Raw genomic sequence first — 25,512 nt, 5'->3', positions numbered from 1 at the left:
TCACAGCTCGAGCCCTCCCTCACGGGCGCCCTCGGCGATCGCCGCGACGCGTCCGGCGTACTTGTTGCCGCCGCGGTCGAACACGACCGTCGCGACACCGGCCTTCTTGGCACGCTCGGCGACGAGCTCGCCGACCTTGCGGGCCTTCGCGGTCTTGTCGCCGTCGAAGGTCCGCAGGTCCGCCTCGAGCGTCGACGCGGAGGCCACGGTGTGACCCTTCGAGTCGTCGACGACCTGCACGAAGACGTGACGGGCCGAGCGGGTGACGACGAGACGCGGACGCGCCTCGGTTCCGACGATGCGCTTGCGCAGTCGCGTGTGGCGACGGTTGCGCTGCGCCGACTTGCTGATGCCAGCCATGATCACTTACCAGCCTTTCCGGCCTTGCGGCGGACGACCTCGCCCGAGTAACGCACACCCTTGCCCTTGTAGGGCTCGGGCTTGCGCAGCTTGCGGATGTTGGCGGCCACCTCGCCCACGGCCTGCTTGTCGATGCCGCGGACGTGAAGCTTGTTGTTGCCCTCGACCTCGAACGTGATGCCTGCGGGCGGGTCGACGGTGATGGAGTGCGAGTAGCCGAGCGCGAACTCGACCGAGCTGCCCTTGGCCTGCACGCGGTAACCGGTGCCGACGACCTCGAGGCTCTTGGAGTAGCCCTCGGTGACGCCGATGATCTGGTTCGCGATGAGCGTGCGGGTGAGGCCGTGGAGCGACCGCGACTCGCGCTCGTCGTCCGGACGGGTGACGAGCACCTGTCCGTCCTCGAGTGCGACTGCGATGGGGCTCTTCACGGTGAGGGCGAGTTCGCCCTTGGGTCCCTTGACGCTGACGTCCTGGCCCTCGATCGTCACGGTGACGCCGGAGGGAACGGTGATGGGGAGTCTTCCGATACGCGACATCTCAACTCACCACACGTAGGCGAGGACTTCCCCGCCGACGCCCTTCTTGCTCGCCTCGCGGTCCGTCAGGAGCCCGGAGGAGGTGGACAGGATCGCCACACCGAGGCCGCCCAGCACGTGGGGGATCTCGGTCGACTTCGCGTAGACGCGCAGACCCGGCTTCGAAACGCGCTTGATGCCGGCGATGGAGCGCTCGCGGTTCGGACCGTACTTGAGGTCGATCGTGAGCGTCTTGCCGACGCGGGCGTCCTCGACCTTCCAGCTCGAGATGTAGCCCTCGCGCTGGAGGATCTCGGCGATGTGGGTCTTGAGCTTGCTGCTCGGGAGCGAGACCGTGTCGTGGTAGGCGCGGTTCGCGTTGCGCAGTCTGGTCAGCATGTCTGCGACCGGATCTGTCATCGTCATTTCGTTGGTTTCCTATTCTCAATCGGTTTCGACATCCGCTAGCTCCTCAAGAGCACGGACCGGATGCCGACCTGGTTGATGTCCCTGATGCGGGCTTATTCGGCCTTGAACGGGAACCCGAGCGCGCGCAGCAGGGCGCGACCCTCATCGTCCGTCTTGGCGGTGGTCACGACCGTGATGTCGAATCCGCGAACGCGGTCGATCTGGTCCTGGTCGATCTCGTGGAAGATCGACTGCTCGGTCACACCGAACGTGTAGTTGCCGTTGCCGTCGAACTGCTTCGACGACAGGCCGCGGAAGTCGCGGATGCGCGGCAGCGCGAGCGACAGCAGGCGGTCGAGGAACTCCCACGCACGGTCGCCGCGAAGGGTCACGTGGGCACCGATCGGCATGCCCTCACGCAGCTTGAACTGTGCGATGGACTTGCGGGCCTTGGTGACCTGCGGCTTCTGGCCGGTGATGAGGGTGAGGTCCTTGATCGCACCGTCGATCACCTTGGAGTCGCGGGCGGCCTCGCCGACACCGGTGTTCACGACGATCTTCACGAGACCCGGCACCTGCATGGGGTTCGAGTAGCCGAACTCCGAGGTCAGGGTCTTCACGATCTCGTCGCGGTACTTCGACTTCAGTCGGGGCTGGATTTTGCCAGCCACAGCAGTCGTAGCCATTTAGATCTTCTCTCCGGACTTCTTCGCGTAGCGCACGCGAACGGTCTTCTTCACGCCGTCCTTGTCGACGGTCTCCTCGCGGAAACCGACACGCGTCGGCTGCTTGGTCTTCGGGTCGACGAGGGCCACGTTCGAGATGTGGATGGGTGCCTCGTGCGTCTCGATGCCACCGGTCTTCGTGCCGCGCTGGGTCTGGCCCACGCGCACGTGCTTGGTGACGAAGTTGACGCCCTCGACGATCACCCGGTCCTTCTCGACCAGGACCTCGATGACGCGACCCTGCTTGCCCCGGTCACCGCCGCGATCCTGCGAGGGACCGCTGATGACCTGGACGAGGTCGCCCTTCTTGATCTTTGCCATGACTAAATGACCTCCGGGGCCAGCGAGATGATCTTCATGAACTTCTTGTCGCGAAGCTCACGGCCGACGGGCCCGAAGATGCGGGTCCCGCGGGGGTCCCCGTCGTTCTTCAGGATCACGGCGGCGTTCTCGTCGAACTTGATGTACGAGCCGTCGGGGCGGCGGGTCTGCTTCTTGGTGCGGACCACGACAGCCTTGACGACGTCGCCCTTCTTCACGTTGCCGCCGGGGATCGCGTCCTTGACCGTGGCGACGATGATGTCACCGAGGCCCGCGTAGCGACGGCCGGAGCCGCCGAGCACGCGAATCGTGAGCAGCTCCTTGGCGCCGGTGTTGTCGGCGACCTTGAGGCGGGATTCCTGCTGAATCATGGGTTACTTCGCCTTCTCCACGATCTCGACGAGACGCCAGCGCTTCGTGGACGAAAGCGGACGGGTCTCCGAGATGACGACGAGGTCGCCGATGCCGGCCGTGTTCTGCTCGTCGTGGGCCTTGATCTTCGAGCTGCGGCGGATGACCTTGCCGTACAGCGGGTGCTTCACGCGGTCCTCGACCTCGACGACGATGGTCTTGTCCATCTTGTCGCTCGTGACGTAGCCGCGACGCACCTTGCGGTACCCGCGGGCGTCCGCGTCCTTGACGTCGTGGGCGGCGGACTCGTGGCCCGGCGCCGCCTTCGTGGCGGCCTTCTTGGTATCGGCCATTACTTGCTCGCCTCCTCGGCGGTCTCATCGGCGGGGGCCTCGGCGGCCTCCGACTTCTTGGTGGACTTCTTCGCCGCCTTCGCGGGCACCTCGGCGGGGGCCGGGGTGGCCCGGATGCCGAGCTCGCGCTCGCGGATGACGGTGTAGATGCGCGCGATGTCGCGCTTCACGGCACGCAGGCGGCCGTGGCTTTCGAGCTGTCCGGTCGCCGACTGGAAGCGGAGGTTGAACAGCTCTTCCTTCGCCTTCTTCAGCTCGTCGACGAGACGCTCGTCTTCAAAGGTGTCGAGCTCGACGGTGGCGAGCTCCTTGGATCCGACGGCCATTACGCGTCGCCCTCCTCGCGCTTGATGATGCGTGCCTTGAGCGGCAGCTTGTGAATGGCCCGGGTGAGCGCGCCACGGGCGAGCTCCTCGCTGACGCCGGCGACCTCGAAGAGGACGCGGCCGGGCTTGACGTTGGCGACCCACCACTCGGGGCTTCCCTTACCGGAACCCATGCGGGTTTCGGCGGGCTTCTTCGTGAGCGGACGGTCGGGGTAGATGTTGATCCACACCTTGCCGCCACGCTTGATGTGGCGGGTCATCGCGATACGAGCGGACTCGATCTGGCGGTTGGTCACGTAGGCCGAGGTGAGGGCCTGGATGCCATACTCGCCGAAGCTGACCTTGGTGCCACCGGTCGCCTGACCATCCCGCTTGGGGTGGTGCTGCTTGCGGTGCTTGACCTTACGGGGAATGAGCATGATTACGCCTCGACTCCTGCGGCGGCCTCGGCACGGGGGCCACGGCGCGCGCCGTCACGACGCTCGGGGCGGGACGACTTCTGGGCCGCCTGCTCGCGAGCTAGTTCCTTGTTGGTGATGTCGCCCTTGTAGATCCAGACCTTCACGCCGATGCGGCCGAAGGTGGTCTTCGCCTCGTAGAAGCCGTAGTCGATGTTCGCGCGAAGGGTGTGCAGCGGCACCCGACCCTCGCGGTAGAACTCCGACCGGCTCATCTCGGCGCCGCCGAGGCGGCCGGAGACCTGGATCCGCACGCCCTTGGCGCCGGCGCGCTGAGCACCCTGGAGGCCCTTGCGCATGGCGCGACGGAACGCGACACGGGCGCTGAGCTGCTCCGCGATACCCTGGGCGACGAGCTGAGCCTCGGCCTCGGGGTTCTTCACCTCGAGGATGTTCAGCTGGATCTGCTTGCCGGTGAGCTTCTCGAGGTCGGCGCGGATGCGCTCGGCCTCGGCGCCGCGGCGGCCGATGACGATGCCGGGACGCGCCGTGTGGATGTCCACGCGGACGCGGTCACGGGTGCGCTCGATCTCGATCTTGGCGACACCGGCGCGGTCGAGGTTCGTCTTCAGCAGGTTGCGGATCTTGACGTCCTCGGCCACGTAGTCGGCGTAGCGCTGACCGGGCTTCGTCGAGTCGGAGAACCAGCGCGACGTGTGGTCGGTGGTGATCCCGAGACGGAAGCCGTACGGATTGACCTTCTGGCCCATTACTTACCTGCCTTCTTCGCCGCAGCGTTGCCGGCTGCAGCCGTGAGCTCGTCCGGCGTCGCGAGCACCACGGTGATGTGACTCGTGCGCTTGTTGATGCGGAACGCGCGACCCTGGGCACGCGGCTGGAAGCGCTTCAGCGTGGTCCCCTCGTCGACGAAGGCACGCGCGACCACGAGGTCGGCCTCGTCGAGGAAGCTGTTGGTCGCATCCGCCTTCACGCGGGCGTTCGCGATCGCGGATGCCACGAGCTTGTAGACGGGCTCGCTGGCGCCCTGCGGGGCGAACTTCAGGATCGCGAGGGCCTCCTGGGCCTGCTTTCCGCGGATCAGGTCGACGACGCGACGGGCCTTCTGAGGCGTCACGCGGATGTGTCGCACGCGGGCGATCGACTCCACCATCTCTATTCCTCCTCGCATCGCCGCGTCAGCGGCGACGACCCTTCCTGTCGTCCTTCTCGTGTCCACGGAAGGTGCGGGTGGGCGCGAACTCGCCGAGCTTGTGACCCACCATGGTCTCCGTCACGAAGACGGGGATGTGCTTGCGGCCGTCGTGGACCGCGATCGTGTGACCCAGCATCGCCGGGACGATCATCGACCGACGCGACCAGGTCTTGATGACGTTCTTCGAACCCGCCTCGTTCTGAGCCTGCACCTTGCGGAACAGGTGCTCGTCGACGAAGGGTCCCTTCTTGAGACTGCGCGGCATCTTCTACTACCTCTACTTGCGCTTCTTGCCGACGGTCCGGCGGCGGACGATGAGCTTGTCGCTCTCCTTGTTGGGGCGACGGGTGCGGCCCTCGGGCTGACCCCAGGGGCTGACCGGGTGGCGTCCACCGGAGGTCTTGCCCTCACCACCACCGTGGGGGTGGTCGATCGGGTTCATCGCGACACCACGCACCGTCGGGCGGACGCCCTTCCAGCGCTTGCGGCCGGCCTTGCCCCAGTTGATGTTCGACTGCTCGGCGTTGCCGACCTCGCCGATCGTGGCGCGGCAGCGCACGTCGACGTTGCGGATCTCACCCGAGGGCAGACGCAGCTGCGCGTACGGGCCGTCCTTCGCGACGAGACGCACCGAGGCACCCGCCGAACGCGCCATCTTCGCGCCGCCACCGGGCTTCAGCTCGATGGCGTGGATGACGGTACCCACGGGGATGTTCTTGAGCGGCAGGTTGTTGCCGGGCTTGATGTCGGCCGAGGGACCCGACTCGACGATGTCGCCCTGGCTGAGCTTGTTCGGCGCGAGGATGTAACGCTTCGTGCCGTCCACGAAGTGCAGCAGCGCGATGCGCGCGGTGCGGTTCGGGTCGTACTCGATGTGCGCGACCTTGGCGTTGACGCCGTCCTTGTCGTTGCGCTTGAAGTCGATGACGCGGTACTGGCGCTTGTGGCCGCCACCGATGTGGCGGGTCGTGATGCGTCCGGTGTTGTTGCGCCCACCGGTCTTCGGCAGGGGCTTCAGCAGCGACTTCTCGGGCGTCGAGCGCGTGATCTCCGCGAAGTCGGCGACCGACGAGCCACGACGACCGGGGGTCGTCGGCTTGTACTTGCGAATGGCCATGATTCTCTTCCTGGTCCTTAGCCGACAGCCGTGAAGATGTCGATCGAGCCGGACTTGAGCGTGACGATGGCGCGCTTGGTGTCCTTGCGCTTGCCCATCCCGAACCGGGTGCGGCGAGTCTTGCCGACGCGGTTGATGGTGTTCACCGAGGCGACCTTGACGCCGAAGATCTTTTCGATCGCCAGCTTGATCTCGGTCTTGTTCGAGCGGGGGTCGACGATGAAGGTGTACTTGCCCTCGTCGATGAGCCCGTAGCTCTTCTCGCTCACGACCGGCGCGATGATGATGTCGCGCGGGTCCTTGTTGTAGCCGCTCACTGGGCAGCCTCCTCGGTCTTGGTCTTGCTCGACACGAACGCGTCGAAGGCAGCGCGCGTGAAGACGATGTCGTCGGAGACGACCACGTCGTAGGCGTTCAGCTGGTCTGCGTACAGGACGTGCACGTTGCGGAGGTTGCGGACGCTCAGAGCACCCACCTCGTCGGCACGGTCGAGGACGACGAGCACGTTCTTGCTCGTGGCGACCTGGGCGAGCAGCGCGACGGCCGTCTTGGTCGACGGGGCGTCGGTGCCGAAGGACTCCACGACGTGGAGACGCTCACCGCGGGCGCGGTCCGAGAGGACGCCGAGCAGAGCCGCGGCGATCATCTTCTTCGGGGTGCGCTGCGAGTAGTCGCGCGGCACCGGTCCGTGGACGATGCCACCGCCGGTGTGCTCGGGGGCGCGGATCGAGCCCTGACGGCTGCGGCCGGTGCCCTTCTGCTTGAACGGCTTGCGCCCGGCACCGGAGACCTCACCACGACCCTTGGTCTTGTGGGTGCCCTGGCGCGCGGCGGCGAGCTGGGCGGTCACGACCTGGTGGATGAGCGGGACATTGGTCTGCACATCGAAGATCGCACCGGGGAGCTCGACCGAACCGGCCTTCTTCCCCTTCGCGTCGACGACGTCGAGAGTGGTCGCAGCCATGGCTACGCTCCCTTCACAGCGTTGCGGACGAAGACGATGCGGCCGCGGGCGCCGGGAACGGCACCCTTGACCAGCAGGAGGCCCTTCTCGAGGTCGACCGAGTGGACCTTGAGGCCCTGCACGGTGACGCGCTCGCCACCCATACGGCCCGCCATGCGCATGCCCTTGAACACGCGGCTGGGGGTCGAGGAGGCGCCGATCGAGCCGGGCTTGCGGTGGTTGCGGTGCGCACCGTGCGATGCGGAGACGCCCTGGAAGTTGTGGCGCTTCATGACACCGGCGAAGCCCTTGCCCTTGCTCGTGCCGACGACGTCGACGAGCTGACCGGCTTCGAAGATGTCGACCGCAAGCTCCTGGCCGAGCGTGTACTCGGCGGCGTCGGCGGTGCGGACCTCGGTGAGGTGACGGCGCGGCGTGACGCCCGCCTTCTCGAAGTGGCCGGCGGCGGGCTTGTTGACCTTGCGCGGGTCGATGGCGCCGTAGGCGATCTGGACGGCGGCGTAGCCGTCCTTCTCCTCGGAGCGGACCTGCGTCACGACGTTGGGGGTGATCTGGACCACGGTCACCGGGACGAGCTTGTTGTTCTCATCCCAGACCTGGGTCATGCCGAGCTTGGTGCCCAGCAGACCCTTGGTCGTCTTCACTGCAGACATGGGTTTCCTTCTGGCTTCCGATTCAGCTCGGGCTAGAGCTTGATCTCGATGTTGACGTCGGCGGGCAGGTCGAGGCGCATCAGCGAGTCGACCGCCTTCGGCGTCGGGTCGATGATGTCGATGAGGCGCTTGTGGGTGCGCTTCTCGAAGTGCTCGCGGCTGTCCTTGTACTTGTGCGGGGAACGGATCACGACGACCACGTTCTTCTCCGTCGGGAGGGGCACCGGACCGACGACGGTCGCACCCGCACGGGTCACGGTGTCGACGATCTTTCGCGCCGATGCGTCGAGGCCGGCGTGGTCATACGACTTCAGCCGGATGCGGATCTTCTGTCCCGCCATGGTCAGCTCTCTTCCTTGTTCCCGTGCGCGACCGCAACCGGCCCGCACATCCGCGCGCCCTTCGACGCGCACCGCTGTTCTTCTGTCAATCACCGCTTCCCCGAGACGCGCCGTGCGCCGTGGCGCACACGTCTCCCCGGAGGAATCGGGATTCGATTGAAGCTGTGTTCTTCTGCCTGCGGCCCAGCCGCTTCCGACCGTGAGCCGGGGGCTGTGCACTGCCAAGGCAGTGAGCCACGCGCAAGGCGCGGCGTGTTGAACCATGAAAGTCTGCCACACGCCCGCATTTGCTGCAACCCGGGCGTGTCGCGCCCCGCGGGTCGGCTCAGGTCACCCCGCGGCCCCCGTGAGAGTACGCACTTTTGCGTGCTCTCGGGGGTGAGAGCACGCAAAAGTGCGTACTCTCACGGGGTTGAGGGGGGCTGGCGGCGGGTTGCCACGATCATGAGGGTGCACGCGGCCGCGTAGAGGACGCAGGCGACCGAGAGGGCGACGACGGTCGACGCCGAGAGGATCGCGTACGCGCCGAGCGCAGCCCCCGCACCCATCGCCACGACGGCGAGCAACCGTTGCATCCACTGCTGACCGTGCCCGCCGCCGAGGCGGGAGTCGCGGGCGAGGTTGGCGATCGTGTTCGTCACGACGATCGTCGTGATGTCGCTGTTGCCGACGGGCTTCACCGCCGTCACCTGACCGCCCATCGCGAACGCAAGGCCCGCGGTGACCGCCAGCAGCGCCGGATCCGGAAGAGACGGCGACAACAACGACACGAGCACGACCGCGGCGATGATCACCGCGCCGATGACCAGCACGACGATGCTTCCCGTCGGCAGGCTCCCGGGGCGATGACCGCGACCCACGATGCGCCCGCTGACGATCGAGCCCGCGACGAACCCGAGCAGCGCGACCGCATTGTTGAGGAACGGAATCCCCGGCACCCCCACGAGCGCGAACCCGAGGAAGAGCACGTTGCCGGTCATGTTGCCCGTGAACACGCGGTCGAGCCCGAGATAGCTGACCGCGTCGATCGCGCCGGTCGAGGCGGTGAAGAGCAGCAGCGCCGTGACCGACAGACGAGGGCGCAGCGTGTGATCCATGACGACAGGAGATTAGCGGCTCAGGTGAACAGCAGGGAGCGCAGCTCGGACTCGACCGACGCCACACGGTTCGGATCGATGGTCACACCATCGCGGTAGAGGTCGAACAGACGCGGGTCGATGTAGCTCGAGCGGGCCACCGCCGGGGTGTTGCCGAGCACCTGCGAGGTCGCGCGTACCGCCGCCGCGACCGCGCGGTCCTGGGCCGAAGCGGAGCGCTTGGGGCCGGTGCGAGCCAGCACGACGGCCGCGGCGGCCGTGCCGTGGAGCGTGCGGAAGTCCTTGGCGGTGAAGTCGCCACCGGTGCGTGCGCGGATGTCGGCATTGATCTCCTGCGGAGTCACCGGATGCGCCCCGGCGTCGTCGTGCCAGGCGAGGAGGCGCGCACGGGGGCCGCGGCGCTTCAGCGCCCTCACGACTGCGGCGAGGTCCGGGTCGCGCACCTCGGACTCCCAGTCCTGGCCGCTCTTGCCGGGGAACGAGAGGTGCACGATCTCCCCCGCCTCGACGCGCGCATGCGACCCGAGCAGCGTCGAGAGACCGACGCTTCCGTGTTCGAGGGCGTAGCGCTCCGAGCCGACCCGCAGGTGGCCGGTGTCGAGCATCCGGAACGCTGCCGCGAGCACGCGCTCGCGTTCGAGGCCCTCGCGGCGGAGGTCGACGGTCACGCCCCGGCGCGCGACGGGAAGCGACTCTGCGAGCGCGAGCGCTCGGTCGTACTTCATCCGATCGCGCTGCTCGCGCCACGTCGGGTGATAGAGGTATTGGGTGCGACCGGCGGCGTCGACACCGGTCGCCTGGATGTGACCGTTGGCGAAGGTGCAGATCCACACCTCCGTCCAGGCCGGGGGGATCGCGAGGGCGTCGATCCGCTGCCGGAGTTCGGGGTCGTCGATGGCACGCCCCTCGCCGTCGACGTAGCGGAAGCCGCGTCCGGATCGCATCCGCCGGATTCCCGGATCGCTCGGTCGCGCCCGCCGCAGTCGCACCATGCGATCAGTATCTGCGAACGAAACTCGGAGCGCGGGATCAGGCGCCCGACGCGTCCTCGAGTCTCTCGCGACGTGCGAGCTCCTCAGCGTCCGGAATGCGCACGTCGAGCCAGCGCAGCATCTTGTCGACCGCTTCGGCCGGGGTGCCGATCTCGTCGACCGACCATTCCATCAAGGCCGCGAAGACTGCCGAGTCATAGGCCGCCGCAAGCGCACGGCATATCGCCGGCGGAAGATCGGGGCGGCTGTCGGCGATCTTCTGCGCGACGGCGCGCACCCACGGTGCCGACGTGGACTGGATCTCCGACATGAGGCGAGCGTCGCGAGCAACGAGGCGTACCCAATTGATCCCGACGTCGGGATCGCGATACGCGGCCTCCAGCCCCTCGGCCACGGCGCGACGTAGAGCTGCCATGAGGTTGTCGTCGTCCATCTCGGCCAGCTTGTGCGCGAACAGCTGCCACGCGGGTTCGATGCCGATGCGCACCAGGTCGGTTTTGGACGAGAAGTGCCTCATGAGCGAGCGCGTGCTGACACCGGATGCCTCCGCGAGGTCTTTCCAGGTGGTCGCCTCGAACCCCTTCTCGAGGAACACCTGCAGAGCATGCCAGGCGAGGGTGGGGGGATCGATCACGGTCGGTCTGCCTCGAGGGCGGGCCGACGCGCTGGTGGGGGGAGCTTCGGGCGCCATGCCGACAGCATGGCATGGCACGCAGGTCCGGTCAGGTGTCGACACATGATTATGTCTACATCCGCCATTAATCGGTGCGGACCGCCGAACGCGGTTGTCCGCATCCCACCACTCCGTTCAGCTCGCCACCGAATCCGCGATGCCGCCCGACACCTGCGGGGAACGCGCATCGCGCGGCACGATGCCGTCTTCCACCGCGAGCAGATAGAGGTCCGTCTTGTAACGGGCGCCGCGATCCAGAGCCGCGTACTTGGCGCGGATGTTGCGAATGTGATCGACCACTGTGTGCCGTGAGATGAAGAGCTTCGATGCGACGGCGCTCGCCGTGTGCCCCGACACATAGAGGGCGAGAATCTCTGCCTCGCGGTCGGTCAGATCGGCGTGCCGAACAGGCTGTCGCATCGACACCGGGTCCGAGGGCCGTCCCGCCGCGATCTCACGGATGGCTCTGACGATCGCGTCGAGAGCGTCGGCCTTGGAGACGACACCGACCACTCCCTTGGAGTCGGATGATCCACGCGAGTCGACAACCGCCGGCGAATACGCCAACACCGCGACGCCGCGCACTCCGAACGCGTGGAGCTGCCGTGCGGCGCGCGCGCTATCGCCGCTCGATCCCCACACGACGACGTCGAGGTCGACCTCCTGCGCCAGCAACTCGTCGGCCGAGGCCGCAGAAGCCGCGACCTGCATGTCGGGTTCCAGGTTCACCACCACGGAGAGTCCGACGACGACGGCGGGGTGCGCGTCGACGATTCCGATACGAACGGGCGATGACGGGCGGGTCTGCACTGGAGTTCCCTGACCACGTCTCTGTGTCGCCTGATCGATGAAGCGCCGTGCCGAACACATCTCGACGCACCTCCATCGGTCTCATCCGGGATGCCGTTAATTTGGCACCCGCTGCCATATCTCATTTGGCAGCATATCGCCAAATATACGGTGCTGTGCAACCCTCACATCTGGGGGTCTCTTCGCGCGCAGAACCCACCGCCCTCGGGATACCGCGCCGACGCCTCACATCCGAGGGTGGTGAACGGGGGACGGCGGTCTCGAGCCGCCGCACCACACCCGGCGGGCGTGCACCCCCGCGCGCCCGCCGGGAGCTCCGAAATCGGGGCGGAGGCCAGAGCGGAGCACGGCCGTATTCGGGCGCGCCGTGCTCCGCGACGGCCCTGCACGAGAGGCGACATCTATGACGAACTCCGGGCGACGGCAGAACCCACCGCACCCCCGGCACCGCTCACGACACCGGTTCACCCGCAAGGACATACCGCTCGGGCTCGGCCTCGCCGCCCTCGTCGTGATCACCGGCGCGCTTACCCAGCTGCCCCAGGCGGCCGACGCGGCATCACCCACCGCATTCGACCCGTCGACCCCACGGGTCTTCGTCGCTCAGGACACCCCGACCAGGCTCTACTCCGCCGTCCAGGGTGCCGGAACCGTCACCTTCGTCCCGTCGGGGGGCAGCACCGCCGGAGTCAGCTACAACGCGATCGCCTACCACCAGTCGGACAACTACATCTATGCCATCCGGCGCGACAAGGACCACCGGCGCGAAGTCCTGAAGATCGGCCTCGACAACACGACCCAGAATCTGGGCGCGGCCGCCGGGCTCGCCGCCCCCGGCCCCAACGCGGGAGCCATTTACAACCAGGGCGCGTTCGGTGAAGGCGAGTTCTCGGACACCCTCTTCATCCGCAGCTCGTATGCGGACTACCTCACCGAGATGTACGCCATCGACATCACCCAGACGCCACCGGTCGCGACCAAGATCACCCTCCGGTCCGAGGTGCCCAATGTCTCCGACATCGTCTTCCGCGACGGATACCTCTGGGGCTTCGAGACGGGGAGCACGATCTGGCGCATCGACCCGACCCCCACGATCGATCCCGACGATCCGACCGCCGCCCCGACCGCCGCCATCGCGTCGTTCGAAACCGGTCTTGGCCCCCGCGCCGGTGCCCCAGCCGGAACCTTCATCGCCGAGAGCACCTTCGGCGCGCAGTGGGTCTACGGCAACGGGAACCTCGGCATCTCCGCGAACACCACGGGCAAGGTGTACCAGATCGCGATCAGCGACGCCTCGTCGGGGACCCCGACGTTCCGGCTCGTCTCCATCTCCAACGGGCCGGCCTCCGACAACAACGACGGGACCGCCATCATCGGCGACCCGCTCGACCTCGCCATCGTCAAGACAGGCCCCGCGACCTACACGCCGGGTGATCAGATCACCTACACCCTCACGATCACCAACAACGGACCCTCCGGCTCGTCCGGCTCGGTCGTGACCGACGACATCCCCGACGCGATCCTCTCCCCGTCGATCCCCTCCGGAACGGATGCTCCCCCGGCAAACGCCGGCTGCGAGATTCTCGACGTCGACGGCGGAGGACATCAGCTGCGCTGCGTGGTCGGAGAGCTGGCCTCCGCGCCCGCTGCGAACTCCTCGACCACCATCACCTTCACCGGCACGGTGGCGGCAGGCACCACCGGGATCCTCACCAACGCCGCAACGGTGACGGGGTTCGAGGTCGACACCGATCCGACCAACAACACCGACGAGTGGAGCTCGACGCCGCCGGGTGCGCTCCGCTGCGACGTCGTTCATGGCATCACCGCCGCGGGCGCGCTGCACGCCATCGACCCCGCGACCGGCAGCACGATCACGTCGGGCTCCATCGCCGCGTCCGGCCTCGACGGGCTGGGGATCAGCAGCGACGGCACCACCGCCTACGCGGTGAGCTCGACAGCGGGAACACACCACGTGTACCGCTACGACGTCCTCACGGCCACCACCACGGATTCGGGTCCCCTCGACGGGGCGGAGTCTCTGGAACTCGTCGCGGGTGCGGTGAACCCCGCGGACGGCGCGTACTACGTCGCGGGATTCACCGACGAGACCCTCGTCGTCTTCGAGTTCGATCCGACCGCCGGCGCGCTCGTTCCCCGATTCGCGGTCGACAACCCCGTGTCCACTCCCCCGATCGGAGTCCTCGGGCCGCAGGCCGACCTCGCGTTCGACACCACCGGGCGCGCGTACCTTCTGATCTCCTCCGGCACCGAGCGGGTCTCCGACGGCAGCGGAAACCAGATCGTGGCGGTCGACGCCCCGCCGACCGACGGGAGCATCGCCCCCTACCGGGTGCTGATCTTCCCCGAACCCGCGGCGGAGGTCTTCGCCGGGGTCGCCTTCGGAACCGAGAGCACCCTGTACGGCAGCGGCAGCACGTCGACGCCGGAACTGACCCAGATCGACCCCAACAGCGGGTCTGCGCTCGACGCGCACGAGATCCGCGACTCGTCGGGAGCCGCCGTCGCGATCGACGACCTCGCATCGTGCGCGTACCCGAGCACGATCACGCTTCAGAAAGACGTGGTCTCCCGCTTCCGCGAGGCCGATCAGTTCGTCCTGAAGATCACCGGCAACGGGCTGCTGGGCGGAAACATGGGCGCGACCGCCGGGGCCGGGCTCGGGCTGCAGACCTCCACCGCCGCGACCGCGGGCGCCGTCATCGCCGTCCCGGGTCGCAGCTACACGATCACGGAGACGGAGCAGGACGGCACCGACTTCACCTACTACGACAGCAGCTGGGAGTGCGGCGAGCCCTCGGGGGGCACCGCACTCGCAGACGGTGCGGGAACGACAGGGGCGATCTCGCTCGCCAGCGCGCCCGTCGCCGGGCGACACGTCCGTTGCGTGTTCGCGAACGTGGCCAGTGCCGACTGGCATCTTTCGAAGCGGGCGCTGCTCGACGGCACGACGACCCCGCTCGAGCGCGGCGCGACGGTGCACCCGGGCGACACCCTCCGCTACGAGGTGACGATCGAGAACTCGACATCGCCGGATGTGGAGGACGTCACGATCGAGGACGACCTGGGTGACGTGCTCGACGACGCGACATTCGTCACCGGGTCGGCGCAGCTCGAGATCGACGGGTCGACGACGGCTGTCTCGGACCCGGTCGGCGGCATGCTCACGACCGAGCCGTTCACTCTGCCTGCCGGTGCGACCGCAACGCTCAGCTACCTCGTCAGAGTCGACGACGACGCGTTCGCGGCGACCCTTCGCAACGTCGTGACCGGCAACTCGCCTCAGGTGCCTCCTGCGCCGTGCAGCGATGAGTGCGAAACGCTCCAGGTGACTCCGGACTCGGTGCCGCTGCAGGTACTCAAGGTCGGCGAGGACACCACGGCGCAGGTGGTCCCGATGGCCGGCTCCGAGTGGGCGGTATACGACGCCGCGGTCGGAGGAACGGCGCTGCTCGACCCCCTTCCTGCAGCGGAGGACTCGGACGGACCGATCACGGGACTCTTCGCCAGCATGGCGCTCCCGCCCGGAACCTACTGGCTCGAGGAGACGCACGCGCTGCCCGGCTTCCAGCTCCTGGCCGAGCGGGTCCCGTTCACCCTCGACGCCGGGGGAACGCACCTCGCCGACGACGCGCCCGCGAACATCTCCGTCATTGACGTCGACGGCACACCGACGATCCGCGTCGAAGACGTGCCGGTCTACGACATCCCCGATGCGGGAGGACCCGGGACCGCGCCGTTCCTGCTCGCGGGGGGAGCGCTCCTGGTGGTCGGCGCAATCGGCGCGGCCGTCATCGCCCTGCGCCGCACCTCCCCGACTGGACGGAGGGTCGCACGAACCTCACGCCTCCGTTGACCGCACCACGACCCGCACCACGACCCGCGCAACACCTGAGACAAGGGACCACATCATGACCACCCACCCCTCCCGGCGCACCTCACGCGCCCTGCTGATGGCGGCCGCACTGGCCGTCGCGACCTTCGCAGGCGTTGCGTCGCCCGCGGCCGCCGATCCTCTCATCGACCCCACTCAGACAGGCACGATCTCGGTGCACAAGTTCGAAGCACCGGAGGAGCCGACCGGGCTTCCCCACAATGGCCTCCCCGTCGACACGACCGGTCTCGTCCCCGTAGAGGGCGTCAGCTTCCGCGTGCGGCAGGTGCTCGGGATCGACCTCACAACGAACGCCGGCTGGCTCGCGGCGCAGGATCTCTCCGACAACTTCCCGCCCGGCTCCGAGGAATCAGTGATCACGGGCGCCGGCTACAGCTTCGGAACAGCCGAGGTCAAGGTCACGAACGTCGCGGGCGACGCCATCTTCTCGGGACTCTCCCTCGGCTTGTACTACATCGACGAGACGGACTACCCGACGGGCGTGACGCCGGCGTCCCCGTTCCTCCTCACCGTGCCCTTCACCGACCCGGTGGCACTCGACGACTGGCTCTACAACATCCACGTCTACCCCAAGAACGCGCTCAGCGGCGCGGACAAGACCGTCGCCGATGCCAACGCAGTGGCCCTCGGCGATGCGGTGACGTGGACGGTCACGGCGGATGTGCCGAACGTCGAGACGATCGACGGTCTGCGAATCGTCGACGAACTCGACGCGCGGCTCGACTACGTCTCCACCGATGTCAGCCTCGCGAACGGGGCCACCATCGTGCGCGACACGGACTACACCGTGGTGCACGACCCGAGCACCCGCACGCTCACGGTCGACTTCACGGCCAGCGGGCGCGCCATCCTCTCCGCGAATATCGCCACCAGCATCGTCGTGGAGATCGGCACGACCGCGAACGCGATCGGACACATCCCGAACGTCGCGCTGTTCTATCCGAACGCTGCGAGCATCGCCGACGACGACCCCGCCACGACTGCGGCCGTCGAGACGCGGTGGGGCGAGCTCACCCTGCAGAAGGTCGACCACACGACCGGCGAAGCGCTCACCGGGGCGCAGTTCCAGGTGTTCACCTCGCTTGCTGACGCCCGGTCCTCGACCGACCCTGTCGTCCTCGACGGCGAAGACACCTTCGAAGTGGTCAACTCCGACGGCACCCTCACCATCAGCGGTCTGCGATACAGCGACTTCGCCGATGGAGAGACCGTGTCGGATACCGACCCCGGCTACAACACCTACTACCTGGTCGAAACGGTCGCCCCCGCTGGCCATGAGCTGCTGACGAGTCCGATCGCCTTCATCGTGGACGACGACACGACGGCGGTAGGAGTCGACCTGGTCGTGCGGAACGCCCTCACCGTCGTCGACTTCCCGCTGCCGATCACCGGCGGCACGGGCACGATGCTCCTCTACGGTCTCGGCATCGCCTTCGTCGCCGGGGGCATCGCCGCCCAGGTGGTGCGCTACCGCAAGCAGCGGAGCTGACCTCCCCATGACCGCCGCTCCGGTGCTCGCGCCCTTTCCCCGGCGCGAGCGCCGGAGCGCCGTTCGCCCACGCTCCACCCCCGCGAGTCTTGTCGCCGCGTTGGTCCTGCTCACCGGATCTGCGCTGCTGCTCTACCCCACCGTCGCGGCGTGGATCTCGGACCGCATCCACGCCTCGGTCATCTCCGGATACGTCGATGACATCTCCGGGAGCGCACCCTCCCGGCTGACCGAGCAGCTCGACTCTGCCCGGGAGTACAACAGCACGCTCCCTGACGGGCCACTTCGCGACCCCTACCTGCTGAACGCGGATGGGACGGCGGGCGAGAGCGGTGCGCAGTGGAACCAGTATCTGCGCGAGCTCGACCTCGACCCGAACGGGCCGATGGCTCGGATCCGCATCCCCTCGATCGACGTCGATCTGCCGATTTATCACGGAACCGACTCGGACACTCTCGAGCAGGGAGTGGGGCACCTCTACGGCTCATCGTTGCCGGTCGGCGGAATCGACACGAACAGCGTTCTCGCCGGGCACTCCGGTCTTCCGAGCGCACCCCTGTTCACCGGGCTCCACGACATCGCCGAAGGCGCGATCGTGGAGATCGACGTCATGGGCGACACGCTGACCTACCTCGTCACATCGATCAGCGTCGTCGAGCCGAACGACGGCAGCTCTTTGCGGCGGGTCATGGGGAAAGACGTTCTGACTCTCGTGACCTGCACACCGATCGGCGTGAACTCGCACCGGATCATCGTGCGGGCCGAGCGCGCCGGTGGCGGCGAGGACCTTCCCACGAGCGCGGAGGTGGAACTCGGCACGGATCCCGGAGTGCCATGGTGGATCGTGCCCCTCCTCGCAGCCGTAGGAGCCGCCCTGTGGGTGGCGTGGCCACGCACCAGGGCGAGCCTCCGGGCAGCGCGGCACCGGGCGCGAACCGTCAGCGCGCGAGGCGCCGGGACGCGCGCAGTGGCGGCTCGGCGCGTCAGGGGGCGACGAGCTCCTCGCTGTCCAGGACCACGGGCGTGTATCCACGCTTCGTCACCGTGACGCGCACGCGGAAGCTCGCCCCACTGTCCGCGGAGGTGGGGGTGTACGTGTCGAACACCGCGCCCGCGACGACCACGCCGTCACGGAACCACATCCACCCGTACGCGACACCCGACTCGGTGATGCTTCCGAACGGAAGCGCAGCCACCCAGCTGCCGTCGTCGGCTTCGAGCACGGGCACGTCGTACGAGCCCGCGATCGTGCCGAGCGCTGCGGGCTCGGCCGCCTTCCAGGTCTGGTCGAGTGTGCGGTATCCGAGGAACTGGATGCGCTCGCGCACCGAGATGATCGTGCCGAAGTCGGCCGCCACCAACGTGTAGCTGTCGGCGGTCGCCCCGGTGATCGCGACCCCGTTCCGATACCACTGCCACGACAGGTCGGGGTCGATGGTCGAGCCGGTCTTCGAGGTGTAGGTCCGCTCGACCACCGTGAGGGTTCCCCCGACCGCGAGCTCGCCTTCAGCGGTCAGCGAGCCGACCGGCACCGTGACGTTGTAGCGCGAGGCGGAGGTCAGGCTGACCGACGAGTATCCGGACTTCGAGACGGTCACCCGAACCTTGATGGTCGTCGACGCATCCGACGAGGTGAGCGTGTAGCTGCGGCTGGTGGCACCGGTGATGGCCTTCGAGCCGCGATACCACTGGTACTTCTGGGTGGCACTCGGCTCGAGGATGCTGCCCGCGGTGAGCTCCGCGGTCACCTTGCCGTAGCCACTGGGAACGATCTGCGGGCCCGCGAGCGTGCCGGTGAAGGTGCCCTTGACGACCGTCGCGGTCTTCGCCGACGTCTTGGCGTACGAGAGTGCGCCCGCCTCCTTCGCGGTCACCTTCACGGTGATCGTTGCGGAGAGGTCGGATGCGGTGAGCGTGTAGGAGAAGGCAGTCGCACCCGAGATCGCCGTGCCCGAGCGATACCAGCGGTAGCTCACCGAGTCGGGCGTGAGGGGCGATGCCTGCAGCGTGAACCCTCCGACGACGGATGCCGTGAGGGTCTGGCCGACCGCGGCCGTGCCCGACAGGGTCGGGGTCGCGCCCGAGACGGTGTAGTTCTCGGCAGCCGTGACGATCACGAGGGTCGTGTAGCCGGACTTGCTGATCGTGACGCGCACCTTGATGGTCTTCGCGACGTCCGAGCTCGTGAGGGTGTACGACGACTTCGTGGCTCCGGTGATCGCCGACGAGCCGCGGTACCACTGGTACGCGACCTTGCCGCCATCCGTCGTGCCGCCGACGACCGCCTGCAACACGAGGGCCGACTTCGTGACGGTGACGCCTTCGACGCCCGTGAACGCCGAGCCGCCGATGGCGCTCGTGGACGCACTCGTGGAAGCGAGAGCAAGCGCGTCGGGGTAGGTCGCCGTGACCTTCACCTTGAGGGTCTTGCCGAGGTCGGCGCTCACGAAGTCGTAGTCGGCCCCGGTGGCGCCCGAGATCGCGACGCCTGAGCGGTACCACTGGTAGGCCAGCGTCAGCTCGGGGTCGTCGCCGATGTCGACGCCGTTGAGGGAGTAGCCCCGATCACCGACCGAAACGGTGTTCCCCACCGCAACGACGCCCTCGATCAGCGGCGTCGAGGGGGTGGCCCGGATGCCGTATCCGACGGGCGTGGACGAGAGCGTGACGGTCGAGTAGCCGGACTTCTTCACGGTCGCCCTCACCCACACGGTCGAGGCCGCATCGGATGAGGTGAGCTTGTAGCTCGAGGTCGTCGCCTTCGAGATCGCTGTGGACCCCCGGTACCACTGCCAGGTAGTCGAGACGGTGTCCGTGATCGATCCGGCCGGGAGCGCCGCCGCGAGGACGAGCCCCGTCTGCGTGACCTCGGGCACGTCACGCGTGCCGCCGATGACCCCCGACTGGATGGTCGTGCTCGTCGTGCTCGTGGTGCGCGACAGGTACCCGGATGACTTCTCGGTGACGCGGAGCGTGATCGTCTTCGTACGGTCGGCCGAGGTGAGCGTGTAGGTGGTGCCCGTTCCCACGACCGTGCCGGAGCGCAACCACTGGTAGGTCACGGTGTTGGGCGTGCCGTTCGTCTCCCCCGGCGTGAATCCTGCTGTCAGGGTGTGACCCACCCGCAGCGTGCCGCCGTCACTGCCGGAGATCGTGAGGTCCGAGCCGCGCGTCACCCCGTAGGCGGTCGCCTCCGAGTACCGCACTGACGTGAGGTAGTCGGTGCGCTTCACCGTCACCCGCACCCGTACCGTCGAGGCGGCGTCGGAGGACGTCAGGGTGTAGGTCTTCCCGGTCGCCTTCGAGATCGCCGTGCTTCCGCGGTACCACTGGTACGTGATCGTCGAGCCCGAGGTGGGGCTGATGTTGAGGGCCGAGACGGTGAGCTTGGTCCCCGACTGCGTGACGATCGGGTCACCCGTGACCGTGAACGCGTGTCCGACGACCGTCCCGGTCGCGGAGCTCGTCGCCGTGGTGGGAACGCCGCCGACGCTCGCCGCGTAGGCGGTGGTGGGCGTGACCTTCACGGTGATCTTCTGCCCGCGGTCCGCGGAGGTCAGGGTGTAGCTGTACCCGGTGGCACCCGAGATGGCCGTGCTGCCGCGGTACCAGCGCGCCGTCAGGTCCGTGTCGGGATCCGGGCTCACCGGCTCGCCGAGATGCGTGAACGCCGGCGGGGTAGCCGTGAGCGTCGTGCCGACCACCGGTGTGCCCGAGATCGTCGGCTTGCCGGACGCGCGGAGCGAGTAGTCGACCGCGGCGCTCGACAGCGTGCGGCTCGTGTATCCCGACTTCGAGACGGTCACGCGCACCTGGACGGTCTTCGCCGCGTCGGATGCCGACAGCACATAGCTCGCCGCCGTGGCACCCGTGATGGCGGTGCCGGAACGGTACCACTGGTACTTCGTGGTCGTTCCGGATTCGGTGATGGATCCCGCGGCGAGCGCGGCCGTCAATGTCGTGCCCGACTGGGTGACCGTCGGGGCGGCACCACTGCCCGCAATCGTGCCGTAGCCGATCGCCGTGGTCGCAGCGGACGTGTGCACACGCGACTGATATCCGGAGACCGCCGCCGTGACGCGCGCGGTGATCGTCTTGCCCCGGTCGGACGACACGAGCGTGTAGCTCGCGCCGGTCGCACCGGAGATGGCCGCGCCCGATCGGTACCACTGGTAGCTGAGCGTGGGGCTCACCGGGTCGCCGTCGATGGAGTACGACGGATGCGCGACCTCGAGGGTGCGCCCGACCTTGAGGACTCCACCGATGACCGCCGACCCGGAGGCGGAGATCGTGTACGTGCGTGCCGCTGATGTGCGAACGACGGTGTCGTATCCCGTCTTCTTCACCGTCACGCGGACCGACATCGCCTTGCCCGCGTCGGAGGAGGTGAGCTTGTAGGTCGATGCGGTGGCGCCGGAGATCGCGGTGCCCGCCCGGTACCACTGGTAGGTCTTCGAGACGCTCGGCTCGGTGATCGCCCCGTCGGGGAAGCCTGCCGTGAGGGTGAAGGTCGTCGTGCCGGAGGTCGTGATGACCGGGTCGGCAAGGGTGCCCTGGATGGTGCCCTTCGCGACCGTTCCGGCGGCCTCCGTGGAGATCACGTGGCGCATGAGGCCCGGTGCGGCGGCGGTCGCCGTGACCGACACCGTCGCCCCGGCGTCTGCGCCGACAAGAGTGTAGGTCGACGCGGTCGCGCCGCTGATCGCCGTGCCGGATCGGTACCACTGGTAGCTCACCGTCGGCGTGACCGGCTGATCGTCGGGACCCGTGTAGCTGAGACCGCTGACGCTCAGCGTGTTGCCCGCCTTGAGGGTGCCGCTCACGGAGAACGTCCCGTCGGCGTTCATCGTGTAATCGGCGGCGTCCGAGGTCGCGGTGGCTTTCAGGTATCCGCTCTTGGTCCCGGTGACGCGGACCGAGAGGAGCTTGCCCCGGTCGGCGCTCGTCGGGGTGTAGCTCGACTTCGTCGCGCCCGAGATGCTCGCCCCGTTGCGGAGCCACTGGTACGCAAAGGTCGTTCCCGAGGTCCATCCCGACGTGACCGCGCGGAATGGATAGGTGGATGCGTCTATCGTCACCGGCCCAGCCGCTACCTGTCCGTACCCGATCGGACCGTAGATGCCATCAACAGCGGTGCCCGAGCTCCCGTCCCATCCGGTCACCTCGACGGAGATGTACTTGCCGCGATCGGCCGAGGTGAGGGCATAGGTGGACCCGGTGGCACCGGAGATGATGGACGAGGAGCCGTCACCCGACCAACGCGTCCACTCGAAGGTGTACGAGGATGCCCGCCAGTCAGCCTTCAGGAATGCCGTCAACCGCTGACCGACTCGCCATTCGTCGTCGACCTGGTCGACGTTGACGATGGTCACGGAGCTGGTCTTCACTGTGGTCGACGGCTTCGTCACCGAGATCGTCGCCGTGCTCGCTCCGATCGACGTAACGGTCATCGAAATCGATCCGAGCGCGAACGTCTCGCCCTGGCGGTAGCCGATCCGATCGGCTCCACCAACGGTTCGTCCGATGAGGTACGCGTCGTCTCCGGGAAAACCCTTGAAGACGTAGTCGCCGAACACCTGCTGCTGCAGGCGCAGCACTCGAACCTCCGGCTGCGACGAGACGCAGTAGTCGGTTGCGCAGCCGAGGGCTGCTCGCGCCGAGTCTTCGCCCGCGAAGTTGCGGAACTCGACGAAGTAGTTGACGCCGTTCGTGTCCTCGATGATGACAGCGCGCAGTCCGCTGTGCGAGTCGACCGGTTTCAGCGTGTATGTCCATGTGCCGGATGAGGCCGCCTCGTAAGCCGACTCCGGCCAGATGCCCGAGCGGATGGCGCTCGGGCTCGAGAGGGCACCGCCTTCGATGCCGGTGAACCCGTAGCCCATGGTGTCGACGGCGTCGCCGTAGGGCTTCACGGTGCAGCCGGTCGTGCCGTAGAAGCCGGGGTTCGGGGTGGGGCTCGAGCAGTCGAGCCAGGTGGCGTGGCCGAGGCTCAGGTTGTGTCCGAGCTCGTGCTGGAGCGTCGCACGCTCGAGCGGAGCGTCGGTCCCGATGACCCAGACCGCTCCGCCCTCGTTGACGGTGTAGCCGACGGTGCCGAGCCCGATCGCGCCGTCGCACGACGAGTTCGAGGGGAAGAACAGCGCGAGGTGCGTGTTCTTGTCGGCCTGGTAGCCGAGCTGGGTCGCCGCGACCTGCGCGGCCTGCGTCCAGAGTGAGGTCGAGCCGGAGTCGGTGGCGCAGCTGTAGCTGCCCTTGTACCAGGCGGTCGTGCCGGCGAGCTCGAAGCGCACCGAACCCTCCGACTGATCGTCCCAGTAGGCGTCGGCGGCGGTGACCGCGGTCTGCACCTTCGCGGCCGTCTGGTTGGAGGCTGCCGAGCTTCCCGAGACGTTGCTCGGGGTCACGAGCACGGCGAAGATCTTGTGCGTCGCGGCGGTCGCGGGCGTCTGGTTGACGAGAGAGCTCGTCGAGCGGCGGGTCGCCAGCGCGACCCGTTCGAGCGCGACGACGGGCTTCGCAAGCGAGGCCTCGGCGATGTCCGCGAACACGGCGTCCGAGTCCTGGTCGAGGTCGACGCCGGCGGGAACCCGGAACGAGAGGGTGAGGCTCGAGAACAGGTCGCGTCCCAGATCGACGCGCGACAGGTCGACGCGAAGCTGACCGAGTCCCGTGACCGTGAAGAGCTTCGCCGTCTGATCCTCGACCTCGTCGAGGCTGTCGTCGGCGATCCGCTGCACCCGCCCGGTGTAGACGATCGTCTCGGATTCCGTGGATTCCGTGGACTCCGGCTCGGGCGACGGCTCCGCGGTGTCGGAGGGTGCTGGCTCGGCCGTCGGGGCCTCAGTGGCTTCGAAGGTGGGCTCGGCTGTCGGCTCCGCTGTCGGCTCGGCGGTCGGCTCGGAGCTTGGGTCAGCCGTCGGCTCGGCGCCCGGATCGCTCGTCGCTTCAGAGGTGGGCTCCGTCGTCGGCGAATCAGCCGCGTAGGCAGGGGCGGATGTGAAGACGCCACCCACCGCCACCGCGAATGCGATGAGGGCAGCGGCGACCTGGGTGCGAAGCGATGCGGGCACAGAGGTTCCTTGGGAAGCAGCGATGTGGTGGTGGGCTGACACTACATTGCGAGCCGCCCTCACACCTATACCCCCTTCCAGGGGTTCCCGGCATGCGAAAGGGGCCGGATCCTCTCGGATCCGGCCCCTCGCGATCAGCAGGTGATTACTTGATGATCTTGGTCACCTTGCCGGCGCCCACGGTGCGGCCACCCTCACGGATGGCGAAGCCGAGGCCCTCCTCCATGGCGATGGGCTGAATCAGCTCGACCGTCATGTCGGTGGTGTCGCCGGGCATGACCATCTCGGTGCCCTCGGGCAGCGAGATGACGCCGGTGACGTCGGTGGTGCGGAAGTAGAACTGCGGACGGTAGTTCGCGTAGAACGGGTTGTGACGCCCACCCTCGTCCTTGGAGAGGATGTACGCGGTGCCCTCGAAGTTGGTGTGAGGGGTGACCGAACCCGGCTTCACGACGACCTGGCCGCGCTCGACGTCCTCGCGCTTGGTGCCGCGGAGGAGCAGACCACAGTTCTCGCCGGCCCAGGCCTCGTCGAGCTGCTTGTGGAACATCTCGATACCCGTGACGGTGGTCTTCTGCGTCGGGCGGATGCCGACGATCTCGACCTCGGAGTTGATGGCGAGGGTGCCGCGCTCCGCACGGCCCGTGACGACGGTTCCACGACCGGTGATCGTGAAAACGTCCTCGATGGGCATGAGGAACGGCTTGTCCTTGTCGCGCACCGGGTCGGGGATGTTCTCGTCGACGGCCTCCATGAGGTCGAGGACCGACTGGACCCACTTCTCGTCGCCCTCGAGAGCCTTGAGGCCCGAGACGCGGACGACCGGCGCGTTGTCGCCGTCGAAGTCCTGCGAGGAGAGAAGCTCGCGCACCTCGAGCTCGACGAGCTCCAGGATCTCCTCGTCGTCGACCATGTCCGACTTGTTGAGGGCCACGAGCAGGTAGGGCACACCGACCTGCTTCGCGAGCAGCACGTGCTCACGGGTCTGGGCCATCGGGCCGTCGGTCGCCGCGACCACGAGGATCGCGCCGTCCATCTGGGCCGCACCGGTGATCATGTTCTTGATGTAGTCGGCGTGACCGGGGGCGTCGACGTGCGCGTAGTGGCGCTTCGGGGTCTCGTACTCGACGTGCGAGATGTTGATCGTGATGCCGCGCTGGCGCTCCTCCGGAGCCGAGTCGATCGAGGCGAAGTCACGCATGACGTTGACCGACGACGGGTACTTGTCGGCGAGCACCTTCGAGATCGCCGCGGTGAGCGTGGTCTTGCCGTGGTCGACGTGACCGATCGTTCCGATGTTGACGTGCGGCTTGGTCCGCTCGAACTTGGCCTTAGCCACTTGGTGTCCTCCTCAGGACTCGGTTGCAAGCGTCCGGATGGCGTTCCGGACGCGGATGCGGGGTTTCGATTTACTTTA

The 25,512-nt window shown here is 67.7% G+C and carries 26 protein-coding genes; 3 read left to right on the top strand and 23 right to left on the bottom strand.

All coding sequences use genetic code 11. The features are described from left to right. From rplR to FVQ89_RS04390, 21 genes are all read right to left on the bottom strand, one after another. Positions 1-360 (bottom strand): 50S ribosomal protein L18, encoded by a 360-nt coding sequence (rplR, locus tag FVQ89_RS04490; RefSeq protein ID WP_147900691.1) that lies wholly within the window; start codon positions 358-360, stop codon positions 1-3. 2 nt (positions 361-362) lie between these two features. Next, positions 363-899: a 50S ribosomal protein L6 gene (gene rplF / locus FVQ89_RS04485; RefSeq protein ID WP_147900690.1), complete on the bottom strand. Its 537-nt coding sequence runs from the start codon at positions 897-899 to the stop codon at positions 363-365. A gap of 6 nt (positions 900-905) precedes the next feature. Beyond that, complete coding sequence (rpsH, locus tag FVQ89_RS04480) at positions 906-1,304, bottom strand: 30S ribosomal protein S8 (protein WP_147900689.1); 399 nt, start codon at positions 1,302-1,304, stop codon at positions 906-908. 95 nt (positions 1,305-1,399) lie between these two features. Next, positions 1,400-1,972, bottom strand: coding sequence for a 50S ribosomal protein L5 (gene rplE / locus FVQ89_RS04475; protein ID WP_147900688.1), 573 nt, complete (start codon positions 1,970-1,972; stop codon positions 1,400-1,402). Continuing rightward, a complete protein-coding gene (rplX, locus tag FVQ89_RS04470) occupies positions 1,973-2,332 on the bottom strand; it encodes a 50S ribosomal protein L24 (protein ID WP_147900687.1) in 360 nt (119 codons plus the stop codon). It lies immediately after the preceding gene. Between the two features lie 2 nt (positions 2,333-2,334). Continuing rightward, entirely contained in the window at positions 2,335-2,703 is a 369-nt protein-coding gene (gene rplN / locus FVQ89_RS04465; protein WP_147900686.1) for a 50S ribosomal protein L14, read from the bottom strand. A 3-nt stretch (positions 2,704-2,706) separates the two neighbouring features. Continuing rightward, entirely contained in the window at positions 2,707-3,036 is a 330-nt protein-coding gene (gene rpsQ / locus FVQ89_RS04460) for a 30S ribosomal protein S17 (protein ID WP_147900685.1), read from the bottom strand. Then, positions 3,036-3,362 carry a 50S ribosomal protein L29 gene (gene rpmC, locus FVQ89_RS04455; protein WP_147900684.1) on the bottom strand — a complete coding sequence of 109 codons (327 nt, stop codon included), beginning with the start codon at positions 3,360-3,362 and terminating at the stop codon, positions 3,036-3,038. Before rpmC ends, rpsQ begins: the two co-directional genes overlap by 1 nt. Next, a complete protein-coding gene (gene rplP, locus FVQ89_RS04450) occupies positions 3,362-3,781 on the bottom strand; it encodes a 50S ribosomal protein L16 (protein ID WP_147900683.1) in 420 nt (139 codons plus the stop codon). Before rplP ends, rpmC begins: the two co-directional genes overlap by 1 nt. A 2-nt stretch (positions 3,782-3,783) precedes the next feature. Beyond that, on the bottom strand, positions 3,784-4,530 hold the full coding sequence (gene rpsC, locus FVQ89_RS04445) for a 30S ribosomal protein S3 (RefSeq protein ID WP_147900682.1): 747 nt from the start codon (positions 4,528-4,530) through the stop codon (positions 3,784-3,786). Next, positions 4,530-4,931, bottom strand: a complete 402-nt coding sequence (gene rplV, locus FVQ89_RS04440) for a 50S ribosomal protein L22 (RefSeq protein WP_147900681.1) — start codon at positions 4,929-4,931, stop codon at positions 4,530-4,532. The genes rpsC and rplV overlap by 1 nt, the downstream gene beginning before the upstream one ends. 25 nt (positions 4,932-4,956) lie before the next feature. Next, a complete protein-coding gene (rpsS, locus tag FVQ89_RS04435) occupies positions 4,957-5,238 on the bottom strand; it encodes a 30S ribosomal protein S19 (protein WP_147900680.1) in 282 nt (93 codons plus the stop codon). A gap of 12 nt (positions 5,239-5,250) precedes the next feature. After that, positions 5,251-6,090 (bottom strand): 50S ribosomal protein L2, encoded by an 840-nt coding sequence (gene rplB, locus FVQ89_RS04430; protein WP_147900679.1) that lies wholly within the window; start codon positions 6,088-6,090, stop codon positions 5,251-5,253. Positions 6,091-6,107: 17 nt separating this feature from the next. After that, positions 6,108-6,407: a 50S ribosomal protein L23 gene (gene rplW / locus FVQ89_RS04425; protein ID WP_147900678.1), complete on the bottom strand. Its 300-nt coding sequence runs from the start codon at positions 6,405-6,407 to the stop codon at positions 6,108-6,110. Beyond that, positions 6,404-7,054, bottom strand: a complete 651-nt coding sequence (rplD, locus tag FVQ89_RS04420) for a 50S ribosomal protein L4 (RefSeq protein ID WP_147900677.1) — start codon at positions 7,052-7,054, stop codon at positions 6,404-6,406. Before rplD ends, rplW begins: the two co-directional genes overlap by 4 nt. 2 nt (positions 7,055-7,056) lie before the next feature. Continuing rightward, on the bottom strand, positions 7,057-7,707 hold the full coding sequence (gene rplC, locus FVQ89_RS04415; protein ID WP_147900676.1) for a 50S ribosomal protein L3: 651 nt from the start codon (positions 7,705-7,707) through the stop codon (positions 7,057-7,059). A gap of 32 nt (positions 7,708-7,739) precedes the next feature. Next, positions 7,740-8,048, bottom strand: coding sequence for a 30S ribosomal protein S10 (rpsJ, locus tag FVQ89_RS04410; protein ID WP_120761912.1), 309 nt, complete (start codon positions 8,046-8,048; stop codon positions 7,740-7,742). Positions 8,049-8,452: 404 nt separating this feature from the next. Then, positions 8,453-9,145 carry a YoaK family protein gene (locus tag FVQ89_RS04405; protein WP_147900675.1) on the bottom strand — a complete coding sequence of 231 codons (693 nt, stop codon included), beginning with the start codon at positions 9,143-9,145 and terminating at the stop codon, positions 8,453-8,455. Between the two features lie 20 nt (positions 9,146-9,165). Then, entirely contained in the window at positions 9,166-10,137 is a 972-nt protein-coding gene (locus tag FVQ89_RS04400; protein ID WP_187264896.1) for a DNA topoisomerase IB, read from the bottom strand. A gap of 37 nt (positions 10,138-10,174) precedes the next feature. Further along, positions 10,175-10,771 (bottom strand): TetR/AcrR family transcriptional regulator, encoded by a 597-nt coding sequence (locus FVQ89_RS04395; RefSeq protein WP_187264895.1) that lies wholly within the window; start codon positions 10,769-10,771, stop codon positions 10,175-10,177. A gap of 174 nt (positions 10,772-10,945) precedes the next feature. Beyond that, positions 10,946-11,620, bottom strand: coding sequence for a response regulator transcription factor (locus FVQ89_RS04390; protein WP_147900673.1), 675 nt, complete (start codon positions 11,618-11,620; stop codon positions 10,946-10,948). A gap of 403 nt (positions 11,621-12,023) precedes the next feature. Between FVQ89_RS04390 and FVQ89_RS04385 the strand changes: the two genes are divergently transcribed. Genes FVQ89_RS04385 through FVQ89_RS04375 form a run of 3 tightly spaced genes read left to right on the top strand, consistent with a single transcriptional unit; the run spans position 12,024 to position 18,073 of the window. Then, entirely contained in the window at positions 12,024-15,497 is a 3,474-nt protein-coding gene (locus tag FVQ89_RS04385) for a SpaA isopeptide-forming pilin-related protein (protein ID WP_147900672.1), read from the top strand. Between the two features lie 55 nt (positions 15,498-15,552). Continuing rightward, on the top strand, positions 15,553-17,025 hold the full coding sequence (locus FVQ89_RS04380; RefSeq protein WP_187264894.1) for a SpaH/EbpB family LPXTG-anchored major pilin: 1,473 nt from the start codon (positions 15,553-15,555) through the stop codon (positions 17,023-17,025). Between the two features lie 7 nt (positions 17,026-17,032). After that, positions 17,033-18,073, top strand: a complete 1,041-nt coding sequence (locus FVQ89_RS04375; protein ID WP_147900670.1) for a class C sortase — start codon at positions 17,033-17,035, stop codon at positions 18,071-18,073. On the opposite strand, the gene FVQ89_RS04370 is transcribed toward FVQ89_RS04375, so the two are convergent. Both FVQ89_RS04370 and tuf read right to left on the bottom strand, forming a co-directional pair. Beyond that, complete coding sequence (locus FVQ89_RS04370) at positions 18,009-24,095, bottom strand: zinc-dependent metalloprotease family protein (protein WP_147900669.1); 6,087 nt, start codon at positions 24,093-24,095, stop codon at positions 18,009-18,011. The genes FVQ89_RS04375 and FVQ89_RS04370 overlap by 65 nt on opposite strands. Before the next feature lie 145 nt (positions 24,096-24,240). Continuing rightward, complete coding sequence (gene tuf / locus FVQ89_RS04365) at positions 24,241-25,434, bottom strand: elongation factor Tu (RefSeq protein ID WP_147900668.1); 1,194 nt, start codon at positions 25,432-25,434, stop codon at positions 24,241-24,243. Positions 25,435-25,512 lie beyond the last annotated feature (78 nt).

This window comes from Homoserinibacter sp. GY 40078 (assembly GCF_008017545.1).
In the GTDB taxonomy this organism is placed as follows: Bacteria; Actinomycetota; Actinomycetes; order Actinomycetales; family Microbacteriaceae; genus Homoserinibacter.
This window is presented reverse-complemented; position numbering and strand designations above follow the sequence as displayed.

Bases quoted from the DNA above. Each gene is read 5' to 3' on its own strand.
- FVQ89_RS04405 (WP_147900675.1), bottom strand. From the start codon at position 9,145: ATGGATCACACGCTGCGCCCTCGTCTGTCGGTCACGGCGCTGCTGCTC.
- rplP (WP_147900683.1), bottom strand. From the start codon at position 3,781: ATGCTCATTCCCCGTAAGGTCAAGCACCGCAAGCAGCACCACCCCAAG.
- rplE (WP_147900688.1), bottom strand. From the start codon at position 1,972: ATGGCTACGACTGCTGTGGCTGGCAAAATCCAGCCCCGACTGAAGTCG.
- FVQ89_RS04380 (WP_187264894.1), top strand. From the start codon at position 15,553: ATGACCACCCACCCCTCCCGGCGCACCTCACGCGCCCTGCTGATGGCG.
- rplF (WP_147900690.1), bottom strand. From the start codon at position 899: ATGTCGCGTATCGGAAGACTCCCCATCACCGTTCCCTCCGGCGTCACC.
- rplC (WP_147900676.1), bottom strand. From the start codon at position 7,707: ATGTCTGCAGTGAAGACGACCAAGGGTCTGCTGGGCACCAAGCTCGGC.
- FVQ89_RS04375 (WP_147900670.1), top strand. From the start codon at position 17,033: ATGACCGCCGCTCCGGTGCTCGCGCCCTTTCCCCGGCGCGAGCGCCGG.
- rplR (WP_147900691.1), bottom strand. From the start codon at position 360: ATGGCTGGCATCAGCAAGTCGGCGCAGCGCAACCGTCGCCACACGCGA.
- rpmC (WP_147900684.1), bottom strand. From the start codon at position 3,362: ATGGCCGTCGGATCCAAGGAGCTCGCCACCGTCGAGCTCGACACCTTT.
- FVQ89_RS04400 (WP_187264896.1), bottom strand. From the start codon at position 10,137: ATGGTGCGACTGCGGCGGGCGCGACCGAGCGATCCGGGAATCCGGCGG.
- rplV (WP_147900681.1), bottom strand. From the start codon at position 4,931: ATGGTGGAGTCGATCGCCCGCGTGCGACACATCCGCGTGACGCCTCAG.
- rpsJ (WP_120761912.1), bottom strand. From the start codon at position 8,048: ATGGCGGGACAGAAGATCCGCATCCGGCTGAAGTCGTATGACCACGCC.
- rpsH (WP_147900689.1), bottom strand. From the start codon at position 1,304: ATGACGATGACAGATCCGGTCGCAGACATGCTGACCAGACTGCGCAAC.
- rpsQ (WP_147900685.1), bottom strand. From the start codon at position 3,036: ATGGCCGATACCAAGAAGGCCGCCACGAAGGCGGCGCCGGGCCACGAG.
- rplN (WP_147900686.1), bottom strand. From the start codon at position 2,703: ATGATTCAGCAGGAATCCCGCCTCAAGGTCGCCGACAACACCGGCGCC.
- rpsS (WP_147900680.1), bottom strand. From the start codon at position 5,238: ATGCCGCGCAGTCTCAAGAAGGGACCCTTCGTCGACGAGCACCTGTTC.
- FVQ89_RS04385 (WP_147900672.1), top strand. From the start codon at position 12,024: ATGACGAACTCCGGGCGACGGCAGAACCCACCGCACCCCCGGCACCGC.
- rpsC (WP_147900682.1), bottom strand. From the start codon at position 4,530: ATGGGCCAGAAGGTCAATCCGTACGGCTTCCGTCTCGGGATCACCACC.
- rplX (WP_147900687.1), bottom strand. From the start codon at position 2,332: ATGGCAAAGATCAAGAAGGGCGACCTCGTCCAGGTCATCAGCGGTCCC.
- rplD (WP_147900677.1), bottom strand. From the start codon at position 7,054: ATGGCTGCGACCACTCTCGACGTCGTCGACGCGAAGGGGAAGAAGGCC.
- rplB (WP_147900679.1), bottom strand. From the start codon at position 6,090: ATGGCCATTCGCAAGTACAAGCCGACGACCCCCGGTCGTCGTGGCTCG.